Source organism: Flavobacterium fryxellicola, from assembly GCF_900143245.1.
GTDB lineage: Bacteria > Bacteroidota > Bacteroidia > Flavobacteriales > Flavobacteriaceae > Flavobacterium > Flavobacterium fryxellicola.
Map to the genome: position 1 here is coordinate 116,490 of NZ_FRDK01000002.1, position 16,733 is coordinate 133,222.

15 protein-coding genes are annotated in these 16,733 nt (G+C 34.8%); 10 read left to right on the top strand and 5 right to left on the bottom strand.

The window, feature by feature from the left end; translation table 11 throughout:
- Positions 1-127 precede the first annotated feature (127 nt).
- On the bottom strand, positions 128-694 hold the full coding sequence (locus tag BUA03_RS04175) for a DNA polymerase ligase N-terminal domain-containing protein (RefSeq protein ID WP_066078613.1): 567 nt from the start codon (positions 692-694) through the stop codon (positions 128-130).
- A 35-nt stretch (positions 695-729) separates the two neighbouring features.
- Positions 730-1,095 carry a hypothetical protein gene (locus tag BUA03_RS04180; protein WP_066078611.1) on the bottom strand — a complete coding sequence of 122 codons (366 nt, stop codon included), beginning with the start codon at positions 1,093-1,095 and terminating at the stop codon, positions 730-732.
- Between the two features lie 423 nt (positions 1,096-1,518).
- Between BUA03_RS04180 and BUA03_RS04185 the strand changes: the two genes are divergently transcribed.
- The 6 genes from BUA03_RS04185 to BUA03_RS04210 all read left to right on the top strand — a co-directional run bounded on the left by BUA03_RS04185 (position 1,519) and on the right by BUA03_RS04210 (position 6,577).
- Positions 1,519-2,577, top strand: a complete 1,059-nt coding sequence (locus BUA03_RS04185; RefSeq protein WP_245792558.1) for a zinc-dependent alcohol dehydrogenase family protein — start codon at positions 1,519-1,521, stop codon at positions 2,575-2,577.
- A 265-nt stretch (positions 2,578-2,842) separates the two neighbouring features.
- A complete protein-coding gene (locus BUA03_RS04190) occupies positions 2,843-3,175 on the top strand; it encodes an ArsR/SmtB family transcription factor (RefSeq protein WP_066078608.1) in 333 nt (110 codons plus the stop codon).
- 18 nt (positions 3,176-3,193) lie between these two features.
- The gene (locus BUA03_RS04195) at positions 3,194-3,664 is read left to right on the top strand and encodes a DUF6428 family protein (protein ID WP_066078604.1); all 471 of its coding nucleotides are present in this window, start codon (positions 3,194-3,196) and stop codon (positions 3,662-3,664) included.
- Positions 3,665-3,680: 16 nt separating this feature from the next.
- Complete coding sequence (locus BUA03_RS04200; RefSeq protein ID WP_175542097.1) at positions 3,681-4,313, top strand: arsenate-mycothiol transferase ArsC; 633 nt, start codon at positions 3,681-3,683, stop codon at positions 4,311-4,313.
- Position 4,314: 1 nt separating this feature from the next.
- Positions 4,315-5,388, top strand: coding sequence for an ACR3 family arsenite efflux transporter (gene arsB, locus BUA03_RS04205; RefSeq protein WP_066078599.1), 1,074 nt, complete (start codon positions 4,315-4,317; stop codon positions 5,386-5,388).
- Between the two features lie 130 nt (positions 5,389-5,518).
- Positions 5,519-6,577, top strand: a complete 1,059-nt coding sequence (locus BUA03_RS04210; RefSeq protein WP_066078597.1) for an ArsO family NAD(P)H-dependent flavin-containing monooxygenase — start codon at positions 5,519-5,521, stop codon at positions 6,575-6,577.
- 46 nt (positions 6,578-6,623) lie between these two features.
- Here BUA03_RS04210 and BUA03_RS04215 read toward each other — a convergent pair whose 3' ends face one another.
- Positions 6,624-7,919, bottom strand: a complete 1,296-nt coding sequence (locus BUA03_RS04215) for a TIGR00341 family protein (protein WP_066078591.1) — start codon at positions 7,917-7,919, stop codon at positions 6,624-6,626.
- Between the two features lie 444 nt (positions 7,920-8,363).
- On the opposite strand from BUA03_RS04215, the gene BUA03_RS04220 reads away from it, so the two are divergent.
- Positions 8,364-11,351 (top strand): SusC/RagA family TonB-linked outer membrane protein, encoded by a 2,988-nt coding sequence (locus BUA03_RS04220; RefSeq protein ID WP_066078587.1) that lies wholly within the window; start codon positions 8,364-8,366, stop codon positions 11,349-11,351.
- Positions 11,352-11,361: 10 nt separating this feature from the next.
- On the top strand, positions 11,362-12,753 hold the full coding sequence (locus BUA03_RS04225; RefSeq protein WP_066078583.1) for a RagB/SusD family nutrient uptake outer membrane protein: 1,392 nt from the start codon (positions 11,362-11,364) through the stop codon (positions 12,751-12,753).
- 123 nt (positions 12,754-12,876) lie between these two features.
- Here the strand turns inward: BUA03_RS04225 and BUA03_RS04230 are convergent, their stop codons facing one another.
- Together BUA03_RS04230 and rocD are read right to left on the bottom strand one after the other, a co-directional pair.
- A complete protein-coding gene (locus BUA03_RS04230) occupies positions 12,877-13,839 on the bottom strand; it encodes an arginase (protein WP_066078581.1) in 963 nt (320 codons plus the stop codon).
- 10 nt (positions 13,840-13,849) lie between these two features.
- Positions 13,850-15,133 carry an ornithine--oxo-acid transaminase gene (rocD, locus tag BUA03_RS04235; RefSeq protein WP_066078579.1) on the bottom strand — a complete coding sequence of 428 codons (1,284 nt, stop codon included), beginning with the start codon at positions 15,131-15,133 and terminating at the stop codon, positions 13,850-13,852.
- A 233-nt stretch (positions 15,134-15,366) separates the two neighbouring features.
- Here rocD and BUA03_RS04240 point away from each other — a divergent pair, with 233 nt between their 5' ends.
- Complete coding sequence (locus BUA03_RS04240) at positions 15,367-15,819, top strand: Lrp/AsnC family transcriptional regulator (RefSeq protein ID WP_066078574.1); 453 nt, start codon at positions 15,367-15,369, stop codon at positions 15,817-15,819.
- Between the two features lie 49 nt (positions 15,820-15,868).
- Positions 15,869-16,732 carry a cyanophycinase gene (locus BUA03_RS04245; RefSeq protein ID WP_066078571.1) on the top strand — a complete coding sequence of 288 codons (864 nt, stop codon included), beginning with the start codon at positions 15,869-15,871 and terminating at the stop codon, positions 16,730-16,732.
- Position 16,733: the final 1 nt, after the last annotated feature.

The window sequence follows — 16,733 nt, forward strand, 5'->3', positions numbered from 1 at the left end:
AGCTTATTTCTTTTACATCAAAAAAACCAAAAATAGCTTTGATTGCAGTATCAAATTAAGATAGAATTCAATTCTTTGCTAAACAGCCTATTTTTTAAAATGAATAACGAACTTATTACTTTTCTTGCTAAATTACTTTATTCAAACTTTCTACGGTAGCATTAGAAATAACGGATTTATCCTGCAGCAAAACCTCTTCCTCCGTTGCATATTCATCTTTTGCTTTTATAAGAAGCCACGAATTATCTTTTTTGGCTTTCAATTTCACTAATATGAATTCCCCTTTCAGTTTTTTGCCCTTTATGATAAATCGGACCTGGCCTTTTTGCAAATAGGGATTTAGATACCCTGACTTTTCATCGTCAACTAGAATGTAGGTTCCTTTATCCCAAACAATAACAGTTCCTGCTCCATAATTACCTGTTGGAATGGTTCCTTCAAAATCACGATAATTATAAGGATGATCTTCGACCTGTAGCGCTAGTCTTTTATGGGCAGGATTCATTGATGGACCTTTAGGTATCACCCAACTTTTTAGGACTCCTTCACTTTCTAACCTAAAATCATAATACAAGTGAGATGCAGCATGTTTTTGAACAACAAAAATCATTTCCGTCGTTGATTTTCTCATTTTACCTTCTGGCTCAGCGGTGGATGAAAAATTACGCTTTTGATTGTATTCCTGTAAAGCCATTGCAATACGATTCTAGTTCGTTTGAAAATCCAAAATTAACTCCGATCTCCTGTATTCTCTTCTAAATCATTATGATTGTCACCACCAATACTATAATGGTTATTTTCTTCATCCTCACTTCCTATTTTCTCCTGAGCATCATCTAATTCTGAACCAGGTATATCCAAGTCGGCTCCAGACTTATCATCTTCAAAATCTTTTTCATTAAAATCCGTGACATTATTAGTTTCAACAGGTATTTTCTTTTTAGAAATATCCTCCGGATTAATATCGCTTTCCTTGTGCAACTTATTGTAAATATCTTCACTTGGCGGATACAAAAGAGAATCTGGCACTTTGTTTTTATCTAAATTTTCTGACTTAGCTGCATTTGACTTCGATTTATCATTTTGATTTTCCATTAGACTTTGTATTTAATTATTGATTACTAAGTTACTCATTTTTGTTCAAAAATGTATTTTATTTAACTCTAAAAGTGGCAATTCCTCCCAAAAACAAGAGACCAAACCCTCCCTAGATTTATTAAATTAACATTAATTCAAAAAAAACAATGAGGACCGAATCAGTTGTTTATTTGTATGTCATTTCGAAAAAAGAAGAATGAACATCATTTTGAAACATTTACTTTAATATTCATTTAATGACTTATATCATATAATAAATGGTATTAATAAGCGACCTTTGAATATACCAACTATTGATTTACAGATAATTACCCTTAATATCGAGCGACCAGTAAATGAATTTTAATAGTGAACAAATTCAAAATTTAAAACCTTACGATTAATTTAGAAATGATTTGGGACTATAACCTTTAACAAAAAATGAAAATGAAACAAACTAAAACAATGAAAGCACTTGTATATGACGGACCAGGTAAGATTATATTAAAAGATGTACCGTTTCCTAAAATTGAAAAAACCACCGATGTGGTGGTGAAAATACTGAAGACCACTATTTGCGGTACAGACTTAGGTATTTTGCACGGAAAAACCCCAACGGTGAAACCTGGAACTACATTAGGTCATGAGGGAGTTGGCGTAATTGAAGAAATTGGCGCTTCAGTTAGGAATTTTAAAAAAGGAGACCATGTCATAATATCCTGCATCACTTCAGATGGCAGTTGCGAATATTGTAAAAAACAAATGTACGCTCATTGTGAGGACGGCGGTTGGATTTTAGGACATCTTATACATGGTACACAAGCAGAATACGTGCGGATTCCACATGCCGATAACAGTCTCTATCTTATACCAGATGGATCTGATGAAGAAGCGCTGGTAATGTTAAGTGACATTTTACCCACAGGACATGAAATTGGTGTGATTAATGGCGGTGTAAAACCCGGAGACACCATTGCGATTGTAGGAGCCGGTCCTATAGGAATGTCAGCCTTACTCACGGCTCAGTTCTACTCTCCTGCAAAAATCTACATGATCGACATCGACGAAAATCGTTTGAAAATGGCGAAAAAATTTGGAGCTACACATACCATTAATTCTACTAAAGAAGATGTTTTAAAAAGAATTCAATCAGAAACAAAAGATGGTGTAGATGTGGCTATTGAAGCTGCTGGAGTTCCAGCTTCCTTTGATATATGCCAGAAAATTGTTCGTCCCGGTGGACACATTGCCAATATAGGAGTACATGGAAAGCCAGTAGAACTGCAAATTCAGGATCTATGGATTCAAAACATCACGATAACCATGGGATTGGTAAATACAAATACTACTCCAATGCTTTTAAAAACAGTTTCCTCCGGTAAGTTAGAACCTTCTAAACTGATAACGCATCATTTTAAATTGAAAGAAGTTCTACAAGCGTATGAAGTGTTTGGTAATGCAGGGAAAGAGAAAGCAATGAAAGTAATTATTGAACCGTAAAAACGAGTCCGACTTTAAATTGTTTTTTTCTCATTATCATCTTCTGATGGTTAAAAACTAAAAGTTTAATTCACCACCACATTAATAGGTGAAAAGTAATGCAATCGAGAGGAATTCTCCTTACTCCTTCTCCTTTGCGTTACTTTTCATTTTATAATTCCAAAATAATAAAAGCATTACGACTTCAAAATTTAATGCTAATTTAACAACAAAAAAACGTGTTTCGGTACTATTAATCGTAATATTGCAATATAAATATATAGCGATGGGAATAACTAAAACACAACATTTTACGGAGGAGCAAAACGAACTGGCTGTACTTGCCAAAGCATTAGGTCATCCGGCTCGTATTGCCATAATTGAACATCTTATAAAAGTGGACAGTTGTATCTGCGGAGACCTTGTAAACGAATTGCCATTGGCACAACCTACTGTTTCGCAACATTTGAAGGAATTAAAAAATGCCGGGTTAATCAAAGGAAATTTCGAAGGGGCTTCAATCTGTTATTGCTTGAACGAAGAAGGGTTTGAGAAAATAAAAAGCTTTTTTACCCTTATCAATACCTATTTAGAAAACAGAAAAGACCAATGTTGCTAATTTTTAAATTAAAAAAAAATGAAACTATCAGAAATTAAAAAAGAGCTGAACTCGTTAGAAAAAGTAGCTTTTATATTACCAAACGAAACTTATGTTCCAGAACATTTTCACGTAACGGAAGTAGGCTTAATAACCAGAAACTTCATTGATTGCGGTGGAAAAGTTCGTAAAGAGAACGTTGTGAATTTCCAGTTGTGGGATGCCAATGATTTTGATCACCGACTTAAACCAAAAAAATTATTGGATATCATTGAATTATCTGAAAAAATTTTAGGCATTGAAGATCATGAAGTAGAAGTGGAATTTCAAGGTGAAACAATTGGCAAATATGACTTAGGTTTCAACGGAACGGACTTTACCTTAATCAATAAACAAACTGCTTGTTTGGCTGAAGACCAATGCGGTATTCCTGCGGATAAACAAAAAGTAAAATTATCAGCAATCCCAACTCAAGGCAATAGTTGCACGCCAGGTGGAGGCTGTTGCTAATTTTTAAAACTATAATATGAGTCCAATTAAAACCATTCTCTTCTCGGAAATTGAAGAGGTAATCCGTGCTTTTGATTACGAAAATATAGTTTCAGAACGTAAGATTACTTTACAGCCACTTATTGATTTCCTACAAAATAAAGTCTCCAAAGATCAAGAAATAAGGCTGAACTTTATTTGTACGCACAATTCCAGAAGAAGTCATTTGTCCCAAATTTGGGCGCAAACAGCTGCGGGCTATTTCAATATTAAAAATGTTTTTTGTTATTCTGGTGGTACAGAATCCACTGCATTATTCCCTATGGTTGCCAAAACATTAAAGCAATCCGGATTTCAAATCAATACTATTTCTGAGGGAAATAACCCAATTTACACCATAAAATATGGAAAGAACGAACATCCAATTATTGGTTTTTCTAAAACCTATGACGATGATTTTAATCCAAAAAGTGAATTTGCAGCATTATTAACTTGCTCTCAAGCGGATGGCGGATGCCCTTTTATTGCTGGTGCAGAAAAAAGGATTCCTATCACATTTGAAGACCCAAAAGTTTTTGATAACACGCCACAACAACAGCAAAAATACAAAGAGCGCAGTTTACAAATTGCAACACAAATGTGCTATGTATTCTCCCAAATAAAATTATAAAATGGCATTACATAAAAAAAGATTAAACTTTCTCGATAACTACCTTACACTTTGGATTTTCCTAGCCATGATAATTGGCGTTTCCATTGGCTATTTTATTTCCTCAAGCGATGACTATATCAATTCCTTCTCTAGTGGGACCACTAATATTCCTTTGGCAATTGGATTAATAGTAATGATGTATCCCCCATTAACTAAAATTGATTTTTCAAAAATTCCACTACTACTTGAAAAACCAAAATTATTGTCAGTCTCTTTTTTAATTACGTGGATTGTAGGTCCTTTTTTAATGTTTTTATTAGCAACCGTCTTCTTAAAAGAGTATCCTGAATACATGACAGGATTAATTATTATCGGAATTGCGCCGTGCATAGCTATGGTAATTGTCTGGAACGAATTAGCCGAAGGAAACAGAGAATTAACAGCCGGTTTAATTGGAATAAATAGTTTATTGCAAGTATTCTTTTTTAGTTTATATGCCTATTTCTATTTGGAAATCATGTTGCCATTATTTGGAATAAAAGGTTTAGCGTTGAATATTTCTGTTGCTGAAATTGCGATAACGGTTGGAATTTATTTAGGAATTCCATTTGCATTAGCGGTAATTAGTCGTTATACCATAAAGAAATTCATTGGAGACAAATGGTTCAATCAAAAATTCATTCCTTTTGTATCGCCAATTACATTGATAGCTTTACTTTTTACAATTGTTATCATGTTTAGTTTAAAAGGGGAAATGATAGTTGATTTGCCTATGGATGTGTTTCGAATTGCGATTCCACTTGTAATTTTCTTTACCATTATGTTTTTCCTGATGTTCTTTGTTTCAAAAAAAATTGGGGCGAATTATAGAGATGCTGTAGCGCTCTCCTTTACCGCATCTGGAAATAATTTTGAATTAGCAATTGCTGTTTCCATAGGAGTTTTCGGAATCAATAGTGGTCAGGCATTTGCGGGTGTTATTGGACCTTTAGTAGAAGTTCCTGCATTGATAATTTTAGTGAATGTCGCTTTTTGGTTGAAACAAAAATATTATTCAAAACCACCATTAGTCACAAAAACTGAAAATTCATAATTGTTTGGAAAAGTCATAACGTTGACAGTGTGTACGAGATTCCCCCCATTGTAGGATGATGTTAACAGTGAAGCAGCTGTGATAAGAAAAAACCAAAACAAAATACAGTTTAAACGAGATTCAAAACAAAATGAACGAAATTCTAGATGTTATAGTCGTAGGCGGCGGACAAAGCGGATTAGCTTGCGGGTACTATTTACGACGCAATAAAGTCAACTTCCTTCTCTTGGACAAAGAGGAAAAATGTGGTGGCGCTTGGCTTCATGCTTGGGATAGCCTAACACTTTTTTCTTCTGCCGAACACAGTTCCTTACCAGGGTGGCTCATGCCAAAATCTAAAAATCTGTTTCCTCTAAGACAAGAAGTAATTGATTATTTATGCCAATATGAAAAGCGTTATGACTTGCCAATCGAGAGATCCGTAACTGTAGAAAGCGTACTGTTAGAGAATAAAATTTTCAAAATACAAACCAACAAAGGAGTCTACTTTTCCAAAGTCATTATTGCCGCAACAGGTACTTGGAACAATCCTTTTATACCAAAAATAGAAGGAATAGACACCTTCAAAGGAATTCAAATCCATTCGGCACAGTACAAAAATTCAGAATCTTTTAAAAATTTAAAAGTACTTGTTGTGGGTGAAGGTAATTCAGGCGCACAAATTGTAGCCGAAGTTTCTAAAGTTACCAATGTTAAATGGTCTACTAGTAAACCACCTCAATATTTACCAGACGAAGTAGATGGTTTTTATCTTTTTAACGTAGCAACTGCCAAATACAATGCGGAAAAAGAAGGAAAACCATTTAATGCAGCTAATTATGATTTAGGAACTATTGTAATGGTGCCGCCGGTAAAAGAAGCTCGATCCAGAGGTATTCTGCTCTCCAGTGGAAGTATCAATAGTATTTATAAAGAGGGCGTGATTTGGAATGACGGAACAAAAGAAGATTTTGATGCTATAATCTGGTGTACGGGTTTTGGGTATGCCACTTCTTTTCTAAAAAATAGTGTTGCAGCAGATAATCGAGGTATCCTAAAAACGGAACAAAGCAAAGCAACAGAAGTTGATGGATTATGGTTAGCGGGTTATGGAAGCTGGACTGGTTATGCATCGGCAACACTTATAGGCACAAACAGAAATGCAAAACAAACTTGTAGCGAAATTTTAGCCTATTTACACAAGCAATAATTTAGCTGTAAAAATAAACGCTCTATTAGAGCAGCTCTACATCAAATTATTGCCTTTTGAAAATTTCTACCGCATCAGTTTTAAATTTATTTTTTAACCACGCAGTCAATTTTTTCTTTTCGATTGTGTCTAAATCATTTTTACTTTCGTAAAGCACGACAGTAATCACTTTTCTATTCTCTTTATTCTCATTAAAGACATGATTTGCTATAGCAATATTGGCAATTTCAGGAAACAAAATTCTAGTTTCACCTAAAATTGCATTGTTATCAAATTTTAAAGAAACGATTTGGCTCTGCAACTTAGCAATAATCAAATCTTTCTCGCTCATGGTTTTATTATTAAAAGTAATTTCATTTAAAATATCCTGTTTCAAATCAGTTGTGTCTTGAATAATATTTAATACGGTATTATTTAATTCGTACGTTTTTAGTTTTACGTTAAGCTCTTTTATTTCATCCTTATCGAGCCTCCTTCTTAAAAAAGCAATATCTATTTTTTTTGGATTTGACGTAAATTGCGTTTTTTTATACAGCACCGTATATCCTTTATCCAGGAATTCCAATTTTAAAAATAATTCTACTTTTTGCTTGTATTTTTTTTCTTTAAAAAGTTGATACGCAAAAAAGACGCTCGGCACAATCAAAACTAAAGTCAGAAATGAAATCATATATTTTACTCTCTTCTCCGTCTTTACATCCGTTTGCTTAACAATTGGATATTTTAAATATTTGACAATTATAAAGGTTGCAATACAAATAAAAACACAATTAATGGTGTACAAATACATTGCACCAAAAAAGAATTTAAAATTCCCTAGGGCTAATCCATAACCTGCCGTGCATAAAGGTGGCATTAATGCAGTTGCTATGGCCACTCCAGGAATAGGATTGCCCTTCTCTACTCTTGTGATCGCTATCACTCCTACTAGCCCTCCAAAGAAAGCGATGAAAATATCGTAAATATTAGGTGAAGTCCTGGCTAAAAGTTCGGATTGGGTATCTTTGAAGGGGCTTAGGAAAAAGTAAATAGTAGATACTAATAAACTTACAACCGTAGCGATGAGTAAATTTTTAAGTGATCTTTTGAGCAAATTAAAATCATAAATTCCTAGGCCAAAACCGGCTCCGATAATTGGTCCCATCAACGGAGAAATAAGCATTGCACCAATAATAACTGCAGTTGAATTGACATTCAAACCTACTGAAGCAACCACAATGGCACAAGCTAAAATCCATAGGTTCGAACCTCTAAAAGAGATGTTTGATTTTACATTATCCAACACTTTCTTCTTGTTCTCTTCGCCGCTATGTAAGTCAATAAAATTTACTACTTTATTCATTTTACCTCGTTTATTTCTATATTGAATTACATGTCTTTCTCACCATTTTGCCTTTGCAGTTATCCGTCAAGGCAGCAAGATAACCATTTTTGAACTAATTGAAAACTTTCACTTTGAATCTTCTAATTGGTTACACAATACAGCTGCTTCATTCGTAGATTTAAAATAAGTGAAACCAATTCAACCTTAAAATTAGAAAAATACATTCAAGTAAACCAATCTCAATTTAAATATGACAAAAAATAGCAACAAGGAAAAGCCATTCGTAAGGCATTCACAAATTTAATTTGCTAAACGTCTTTTATTACGAAATCTGTTTTTTTCTGTTAAAAAAAATAAATTATTACTAATTAAACGATAAACAAACATTTTTAACACCAATAACATACTTTATTTAACATTTTATTTAGATATTTGAACTAACTAATCTTAAATAATCCGAAAATGAGAATTAAATTAAAACATTTTTTGAGCGTCTTGTTTGTTCTTTTTGTACAATTGATATTTGCTCAAGAAAGTACCCTAACTGGTAAAGTTACCGATATGGGCGGTCTTCCAATTCCTGGAGCTAACATTATTGTTAAAGGAACAACCATTAGCGCGCAAACAAATTTTGATGGTGAGTTTACCATAAATGCGCAAAGAGGGCAAATTTTAGTAGTGAGCTTTGTAGGGATGAAAACTGTAGAAGTTACTGCAACTACCTCAATGCTGATAAAGCTCGGTGATGCTTCAAATCAACTAGAAACAGTTGTTGTAGTTGGGTATGGAACCCAAAGCAAAAAGAAATTGACAGATAATATTGCTCGTGTAACAGCAAAAGACATCCAACAAATTCCAGTATCTAATGTTCAAAATGCCTTAGTTGGTAAATTAGCAGGGGTACAAATTACGCAAACTAATGGTAAAGTAGATGGAGGAATAAACATTCGAGTACGAGGTGCAGCAAGTATTAGTGCAGGTACACAACCCCTTTATGTTTTGGACGGCATTCCTTTGGTGACTACGAATGAATCTAGTAATGGAGCACCAACCAATCCATTGCTCACATTAAGCCCAAACGAAATCGAATCTATTGATGTCCTTAAAGATGCATCATCAGCAGCCATTTATGGCGCTAGAGGAGCAAATGGTGTGGTTTTAATTACTACAAAAAGAGGTAAGGAAGGTAAAGGAACGTTCTCCATCAACCTTTCTCAAGGAGTTAGCCAAGCTACTAATAAAAGAAAATGGCTGAATGCAGATCAGTACATTGAATTGTTTACTGAGGCATCTATCAATGGACTTGGCGATGCTGCTGAGGCTGAAGATACTTTTGAGTTTTTAGCTCAAGGAACAGACTGGAGAAACCGAGAAGTGGATACAGACTGGCAGGATACTGCCTTTCAAGATGGATATAATACCGATGCTGATTTTTCAGTATCTGGAGGAGATGCGAAGACAAGATATTTCTTTTCTGGTGCTTACAACAATACCACTGGTATTATCAATAGTAACGCATTAGAAAGAATAACAGCGAGAAGCAATGTGTCTCACAAAATTTCAGACCGTTTTACAGCTGGTATGAATTTAAGTTTTTCGAGATCCCAAATTGATCGTGTGCAAGATGACAACTCTTTTACAACTCCTTTACAAGCTGTAGCGCAATCTCCGTTATCTCCTGCTCGTTTAGCAGACGGAACTGCTAATCCAAATACCTTATATGCGAATTACTTATTAGCTATTGATAATGCGTTTTGGAAAACACTCATGAGAAGAGTTACTGGTAAAGTATATGGAGAATTTAAAATTCTTCCCTCTTTAAAAGCCAATTCAGATTTCTCTTATGACTTGTTGTCACAAACAGAAGATGCTTGGTCTGGTAGAAATACCCCTTTCATGGCCACTGATGGAGAAGTTTTTGCAACTTCTGTAAATAATGAGACGTATATCTACAGTAACTATTTGACCTTCGATAAAACCTTTGGTGAAAAACACGATATTAATGCGGTAGCTGGTATAGAATTTAATAAATTCAATCGAAGATTTCAAAGTGTTACTAGTATTTACTTTCCAAACGACTCTTTTCAAACCGTTGATGGTGGTGCAGAAGTAAATGCAGGATCTGGAAATGAAACGGATTACACCTTCGTCTCTCAATTCGGCAGACTTACTTACTCATTTGCTGACAAATACATTTTCAAAGCCAGTATCCGTCGTGATGGTTCTTCCCGTTTTGGTAAAAACGAGAGATTTGGTACTTTTCCCGCGTTTTCGGCAGGTTGGATTATTTCGGAAGAGAGCTTCTTAAAAGAAAATGCTACGCTGACTTTCTTAAAACTAAAAGGAAGCTGGGGAAAATTAGGAAATGCTGAATTGGGTAATTTTGCTTCACGCCAATTGTTTGGATCAAATCCTTACAACCTGAAATCAGGACTTTCATTCGCTCAAGCTGGAAATGATAATCTTACTTGGGAAAAATCAACTCAAATTGATTTTGGTGTTGAATTTGGTTTGTTAAACAGAATCAGTGTTGAAGCGGATTATTACAGAAAAAATACAAATGGATTACTTTTTAGTGTTCCCTTATCCATTAGTTCTGGAGCAACTTCAATCAACCAAAACATCGGTGAAGTACAAAGTAGTGGAGTGGAATTTACTTTGAATACAAAGAACATTGACTCTGACAATCTTAAATGGAATACAAGTTTCAATATTACAACTAATGAATCCGAAGTATTGTCTATGCCTAATAACAATAAGGATATCGTAGGAACCTTCACTATTAACCGCGTAGGAGAAAATATTTCATCCTTTTATCTTGTAGAATATGCTGGAGTAGATCCTGCTAATGGAGATGCTTTGTTTGTTAAAAACACACTTAATACAGATGGCTCCCTAGACAAATCAACAACCAACAATTACGCTACAGCTAAAAGAGTGATATCAGGAAATCCTTTTCCTACCTTAATGGCTGGTTTAACCAATACAATCAACTATAAAGGAATTGATTTTTCTTTTACATTCCAGGGAGAATGGGGTGCTAGTATCTATAATTCTGCTGGTATTTATCAATCCGTTGCTGCAGATTATTTTGACAACCAAACAATTGATCAATTGGATCGCTGGCAAAATCCTGGAGATATCACTAATGTTCCCCAAGCCCGATTATATGGTAGTAATGGAACTGGAGCATCTACACGATTTTTAGATAAATCTGATTTTGTTCGTTTAAGAAACTTAACATTAGGCTACTCTTTATCAGGTAATGCTATAAAAGAACTTGGGATGACAAGCGTACGTCTCTATGCAACCGGCGTTAACTTGCTTACTTTTACAAACTATTCTGGTTATGATCCTGAAGCAAGAAGAGATGATACAGGTATTGGAGAGGAATTTTATTCTACACCACCTGCGAGAACAATTGCATTGGGAGTGAACATTAATTTTTAAAAATAAAAAAATGAAATCAAATAAATTAATCTTAATTATTCTTTTCGCTACTTTTTTTGCAAGTTGTGATAGTGAATTAGAAATTGATCCAAGACAAAATGAGGATGCAACAGTAACATTAAGTACTGAATCTGGTATTATGAATATCTTAACAGGTGCCTATGCTATAGCTGCAGATGGTGATGTTTATGGCGGTCGAATTTTGACTTCAGCAGATTTATTAGCGCAGACTGGAATCACCGCAACAACCGACTTTAGATGGAGAGGAACTTTTGCAGAATGCAGACAAATGTATTCCAAAACGATGTTAGTTAACAATGGTTTTGTTCAACAAATTTACACTAGAAATTACCAAATTATTAATGCTGCCAATACCGTTATCGAGAACGTAGATAAAGTACAGGATCCTGCTAAACGAGCCACCATGGTCGCTGAAGCAACTTTTTTGAAATCATTAGCTTATTTTGATCTGGTTCGTTTTTACGCAAAACCTTATGAAGCAGGCCAAGCCAATAGTCAACTAGGTGTTGTCATCAGACCAAATGCCATCTATGATTTTACTATTGATTTAGCAAAAGAAAGAAGCACTGTAAGTGAAGTTTACGCGTTGATCATTACTGGCTTAAACCTTGCTTATAATGATCTTCCAGAAGAAAATAGTTTTTACGCTGACAAGTATGCTGCCAAAGCTTTATTGGCCAGAGTGTATTTACAACAAGGAAATTATCCTGCTGCTAGAGATGCTGCTCATGAGGTAATTGAAAATAGTGGTCGCACGCTATCCACTAAATATGCCAACGCTTTCAATCATGATGTCAATCAAAGTGAGGATATTTTTGCAATCCAAATCACAAAACAAACGGGAGAAAATGAAGTAACTAATTTATATGCTTCTGAAAATAATGGTGGTCGTGGTGGTGATATCGAAATTAGATCTAATTATTTGAATAAATTTACTGATCCTGCTGATGAAAGACGTAATTTCAATTACATCAATCCAGACAACGGAAGACGATTGACTTCAAAGTATACAAACCAGTTTGGCGACGTGCAATTAATGCGTCTCGCAGAGATGTATTTGATTAGAGCTGAGGCAAATTTTAGAGAAGGCACGTTCCTTGGCAACACGCCATTGACGGATATCAATTTACTTAGAACACGTGCAAACGCTGCAAATTTCTTAACCGTGAACTTAGCTTCTATCTTAAGAGAACGCGAGTTGGAATTAGCAATGGAAGGATTTGCAATTCATGATTTAAAAAGAACAAAACGTTCCATTGATGTATTTGCTGATGGTTCAAAATTAATTCCTTACAATGACAATACTTTAGTATTTCCAATTCCTTTAAGAGAAATGGATACTAATAGTAAAATTACTCAAAATCCTGGTTACGGAAGTTAATACAGTTTAGGCCTATTAGGATTAAAACACAATTCTTCTGGCTTAACTTCCAGAAATCATGAAAATTAAAAAGCCCGAAATCATTTTTAGATTTCGGGCTTTTATGTTAAACAGCTCTTAAAATTATTCGATTGGCACACTAAGTTCGGACGTAATAGCCTCTAATACTTCAAAAGCAGTTTCAGCCATTTTATTTCCTTTAGTATCTAACAGCGGATTTATTTCCACAAATTCGATACAAACGACCTTTTTAGTTTGAATAATTTGATTAATCATTGCAATAATTTCGTACTGATCGAATCCTTTAGGAACTGGCGTTCCTGTCCCGTATGAAATCATATCGCAATCCATGGAATCCACATCAAAAGAGATATATAAAACTTCACAATGCGCGACTTTAGTCAATGCCTCCGAAACACATTTTTGTAATCCTCTAAACCGTACTTCGTCGACTTTATAATTTTTGATGCGCAATTTTTCAATTTGCTTATCCTCTTCTTCCTCAGTATCACGAACACCAAAATAGATTAGATTTTCAGCCAAAACTTTAGGTCCTTTGTACCCTATATTTTTCATGTCCTCCCAATGTTGCTGCGTTTCTGGAGCCACATCATTATTCTGACAACTCAAATTATCATCAGCAAGAGCCGCAGACAAAGGCATTCCATGAATATTTCCAGAAGGCGAAGTATAAGGCGAATGCAAATCAGCATGAGCATCAATCCAAAACACACCGATATTTTGCTCTGGATATGCTGCTTTTATTCCGCTTAAAGTTCCTAATGCCGAGGAATGATCTCCTGATAAAACTATTGGAAAGTAATTCCCTTCTAAGTTTTTCTTTACTGCATTGCAAACTCTGGTGCATTGCTCTACAACATGCTCAATTCTTTTAGCGGAGGAGCTCCTATTTTTATCGTAAATCGATTCGTTGTGTGTCCTTACATCTTCAAACTCAAATTGATTAAAATAATCGCTGTCTTGATTGATTGCTGCAATTTCGATAGCATCAATCCCTAAATCGGATCCTCGTGTACCAGCACCTATATCAGATCTATTCTTTATTAATTTTATCGTTTTTCCCATGATCTATAAATTATCTGAAATCGTTTAACGCTTTTTCTATGATAGCCAAACATTCCTGTATTTGAGATTCAGTAATGACTAAGGGTGGCGCGAATCGAATTTTATTGCCATGTGTTGGCTTGGCCAATAGACCATAATCTCTAAATTTCATACAAATATCCCAAGCTAAATCGGATTCCTCACCACTATTGATCACAATAGCATTTAATAATCCTTTACCACGAACCAATGTGATTATAGGATTTCTTGAAGCAATCTCGTTAAGTCCAATTCTTAAAACTTCCCCTAAGTGGGCGGCATTTTGTGCTAAATTTTCTTCTTTTACCACTTCAAGTGCAGCAATGGCAACTGCGGCTGCGACGGGATTTCCTCCAAAGGTGGAACCGTGTTGTCCTGGTTTAATTACATTCATAATGTGATCATTAGCTAAAACTGCTGAAACCGGATACACACCACCTGAAATGGCTTTTCCTAAAATAAGAATATCTGGTTTTACTTCTGGTCTTGCTTCACAACCTTTTTTACAATCACAATTCCCACAAGTTGCTAATAACCTTCCAGTACGAGCAATTCCGGTTTGTACTTCATCGGCAATAAACAAAACATTATGTTGCTCACAAAGCGCTTTAGCTTTAGCTAAGTATCCTTCGGCAGGAACATAAACTCCCGCTTCTCCTTGAATTGGTTCTACTAAAAATCCTGCGATATTTTTGGAAGATTGCAGTACGTTCTCCAAAGCATCAACATCATCATAAGGTATTTTGATAAATCCAGCTGTAAAAGGTCCAAAGTTTTTACGGGCACTTTCATCATTTGAAAAAGAAATAATGGTTGTTGTTCTCCCGTGAAAATTATTTTCACAAACAATGATTTGCGCTTGATTTTCAGGAATTCCTTTTACCTCATACGCCCATTTTCTACATAATTTCAACGCCGTTTCCACTGCTTCTGCACCCGTGTTCATTGGCAATACTTTATCAAAATTAAAATACTTAGTAACATATTCTTCAAAGGGTCCTAATTGATCGTTATGAAAAGCACGGGAAGTCAACGTTAATGTTTGCGCTTGTTTTACCATAGCACCTACAATTTTTGGATGACAATGTCCTTGATTCACAGCGGAATACGCTGATAAAAAATCATAATATTTTTTACCGTCCACATCCCAAACATGAACCCCTTCGCCTCGTTCTAAAACTACAGGTAAGGGATGGTAATTATGAGCTCCATATTGATTCTCTTTTGCTATCAACGCTTCCGATTTTGAAGAAAGGTTTTGTTCTGTATGTGTCATGATGTTTATATTTTAAAATAGTAAAGCACAAAACTACTACTATTTTTTAATTTGGCAATAAAAATAAATGTTTTGACTTTTAAAAAGATATTATTTAAAAATATTTCTTTAATTTACATTAAAATAAGTCATTATTTCAAATATGCATTTCGATAAACAACTATTTTCGAAATAAATAAAATTAAGTACATTTATACCTCTACAAAAACTTCATCATTAATAGTAACAATAACATGGACATATTAGACGAATTCGATATCAAAATAATCAAAGAATTAGAGAAAGATGGAAGAATGGCCTATTCCGCTATTGCGACTCATTTAAAAATATCAAACACAATGGTGCACCAACGCATCAATAGATTAACAGAGCAAGGAATTATTACTGGTATAAAACCAGTAATCAATGAAAAAAAAGTAGGCTATGATTGGGGTTCTTTCACCGGAATCACCTTAAATAAGGATCAAGATTCAAATCGAATTATTGAGGAATTGAAAAAAATTCCAGAAATAACAGAATGTTATTATATCACGGGCTCATTTACTCTTTATGTAAAAATCATTGCCAAAGACCACGAACACATGCGCAGTGTCCTTTATGAAAAAATAGACACTATTCCTGGCATTGCCAAAACCGATTCCATAATAGAATTGGGTTGTGCATTTAAAAGGAATATATCGCTGTAGTAGAGAATCTATTTAACTTTATCAAACCACAAAAACCAATAAAACATTGATGAAAAAATATTTACACTCCGTTCTCGCGCTTAAAGTTCATATTGGTTTATTTGCTTTTTTGTGCTGCGCCACAATTCAGGCGCAAAGTACAAAAGGAAAACTATTCATCATTGGGGGCGGACATCGATCAGATGCGCTTATGACGCAATTAATCAGCATTTCTGAGTTGAAGAAAAAAGATTATGTTGTTGTTTTGCCCATGTCTAGCGAAGAACCGGATAGCGCCTATATTTATTTTAAGGAACAATTTCAAAAACTGACAGCAAATCCCATTATTATGCTGAATTTTGATGCAACATCAACCAATAATAAAGTATTGAATGATTCTTTACAAAACGCAAAATTAATTTTCATTAGTGGAGGAGATCAAACTCGTTTTATGGATGTAGTCAAAAATACCCCCACATACACTGCCATTCACCGAGCTTATGAAAATGGGAGCACCATAGCGGGAACTAGTGCTGGAGCTGCGGTTATGTGCGAGCACATGATTACAGGCAACCAAAAATTAGAAACTAAATATTCTGCTACTTTTGATAACATCAGGCACGGAAATCTAGAAACTTCCTTAGGTTTAGGTCTGATTAAAAACGTAATTATCGACCAGCATTTTCTAAAAAGGAGCCGATACAATCGCTTACTTACTGCTTTAGTTGAATTTCCAGAACACATAGGAATTGGTATTGATGAAAGCACTGCTCTGATTGTTCGTAATAAAGAAATCGAAATTGCTGGCGACAGCGAAGTAATTGTGTTCAAAAAACCGAAAAGAATAACCAAGTCCAAAAAGGCCAATTTGGTCAGCATCAAACGCCTAGAAATGGCTGTTTATATTCAAGGTCAAAAATTTAAAATCCGATAAA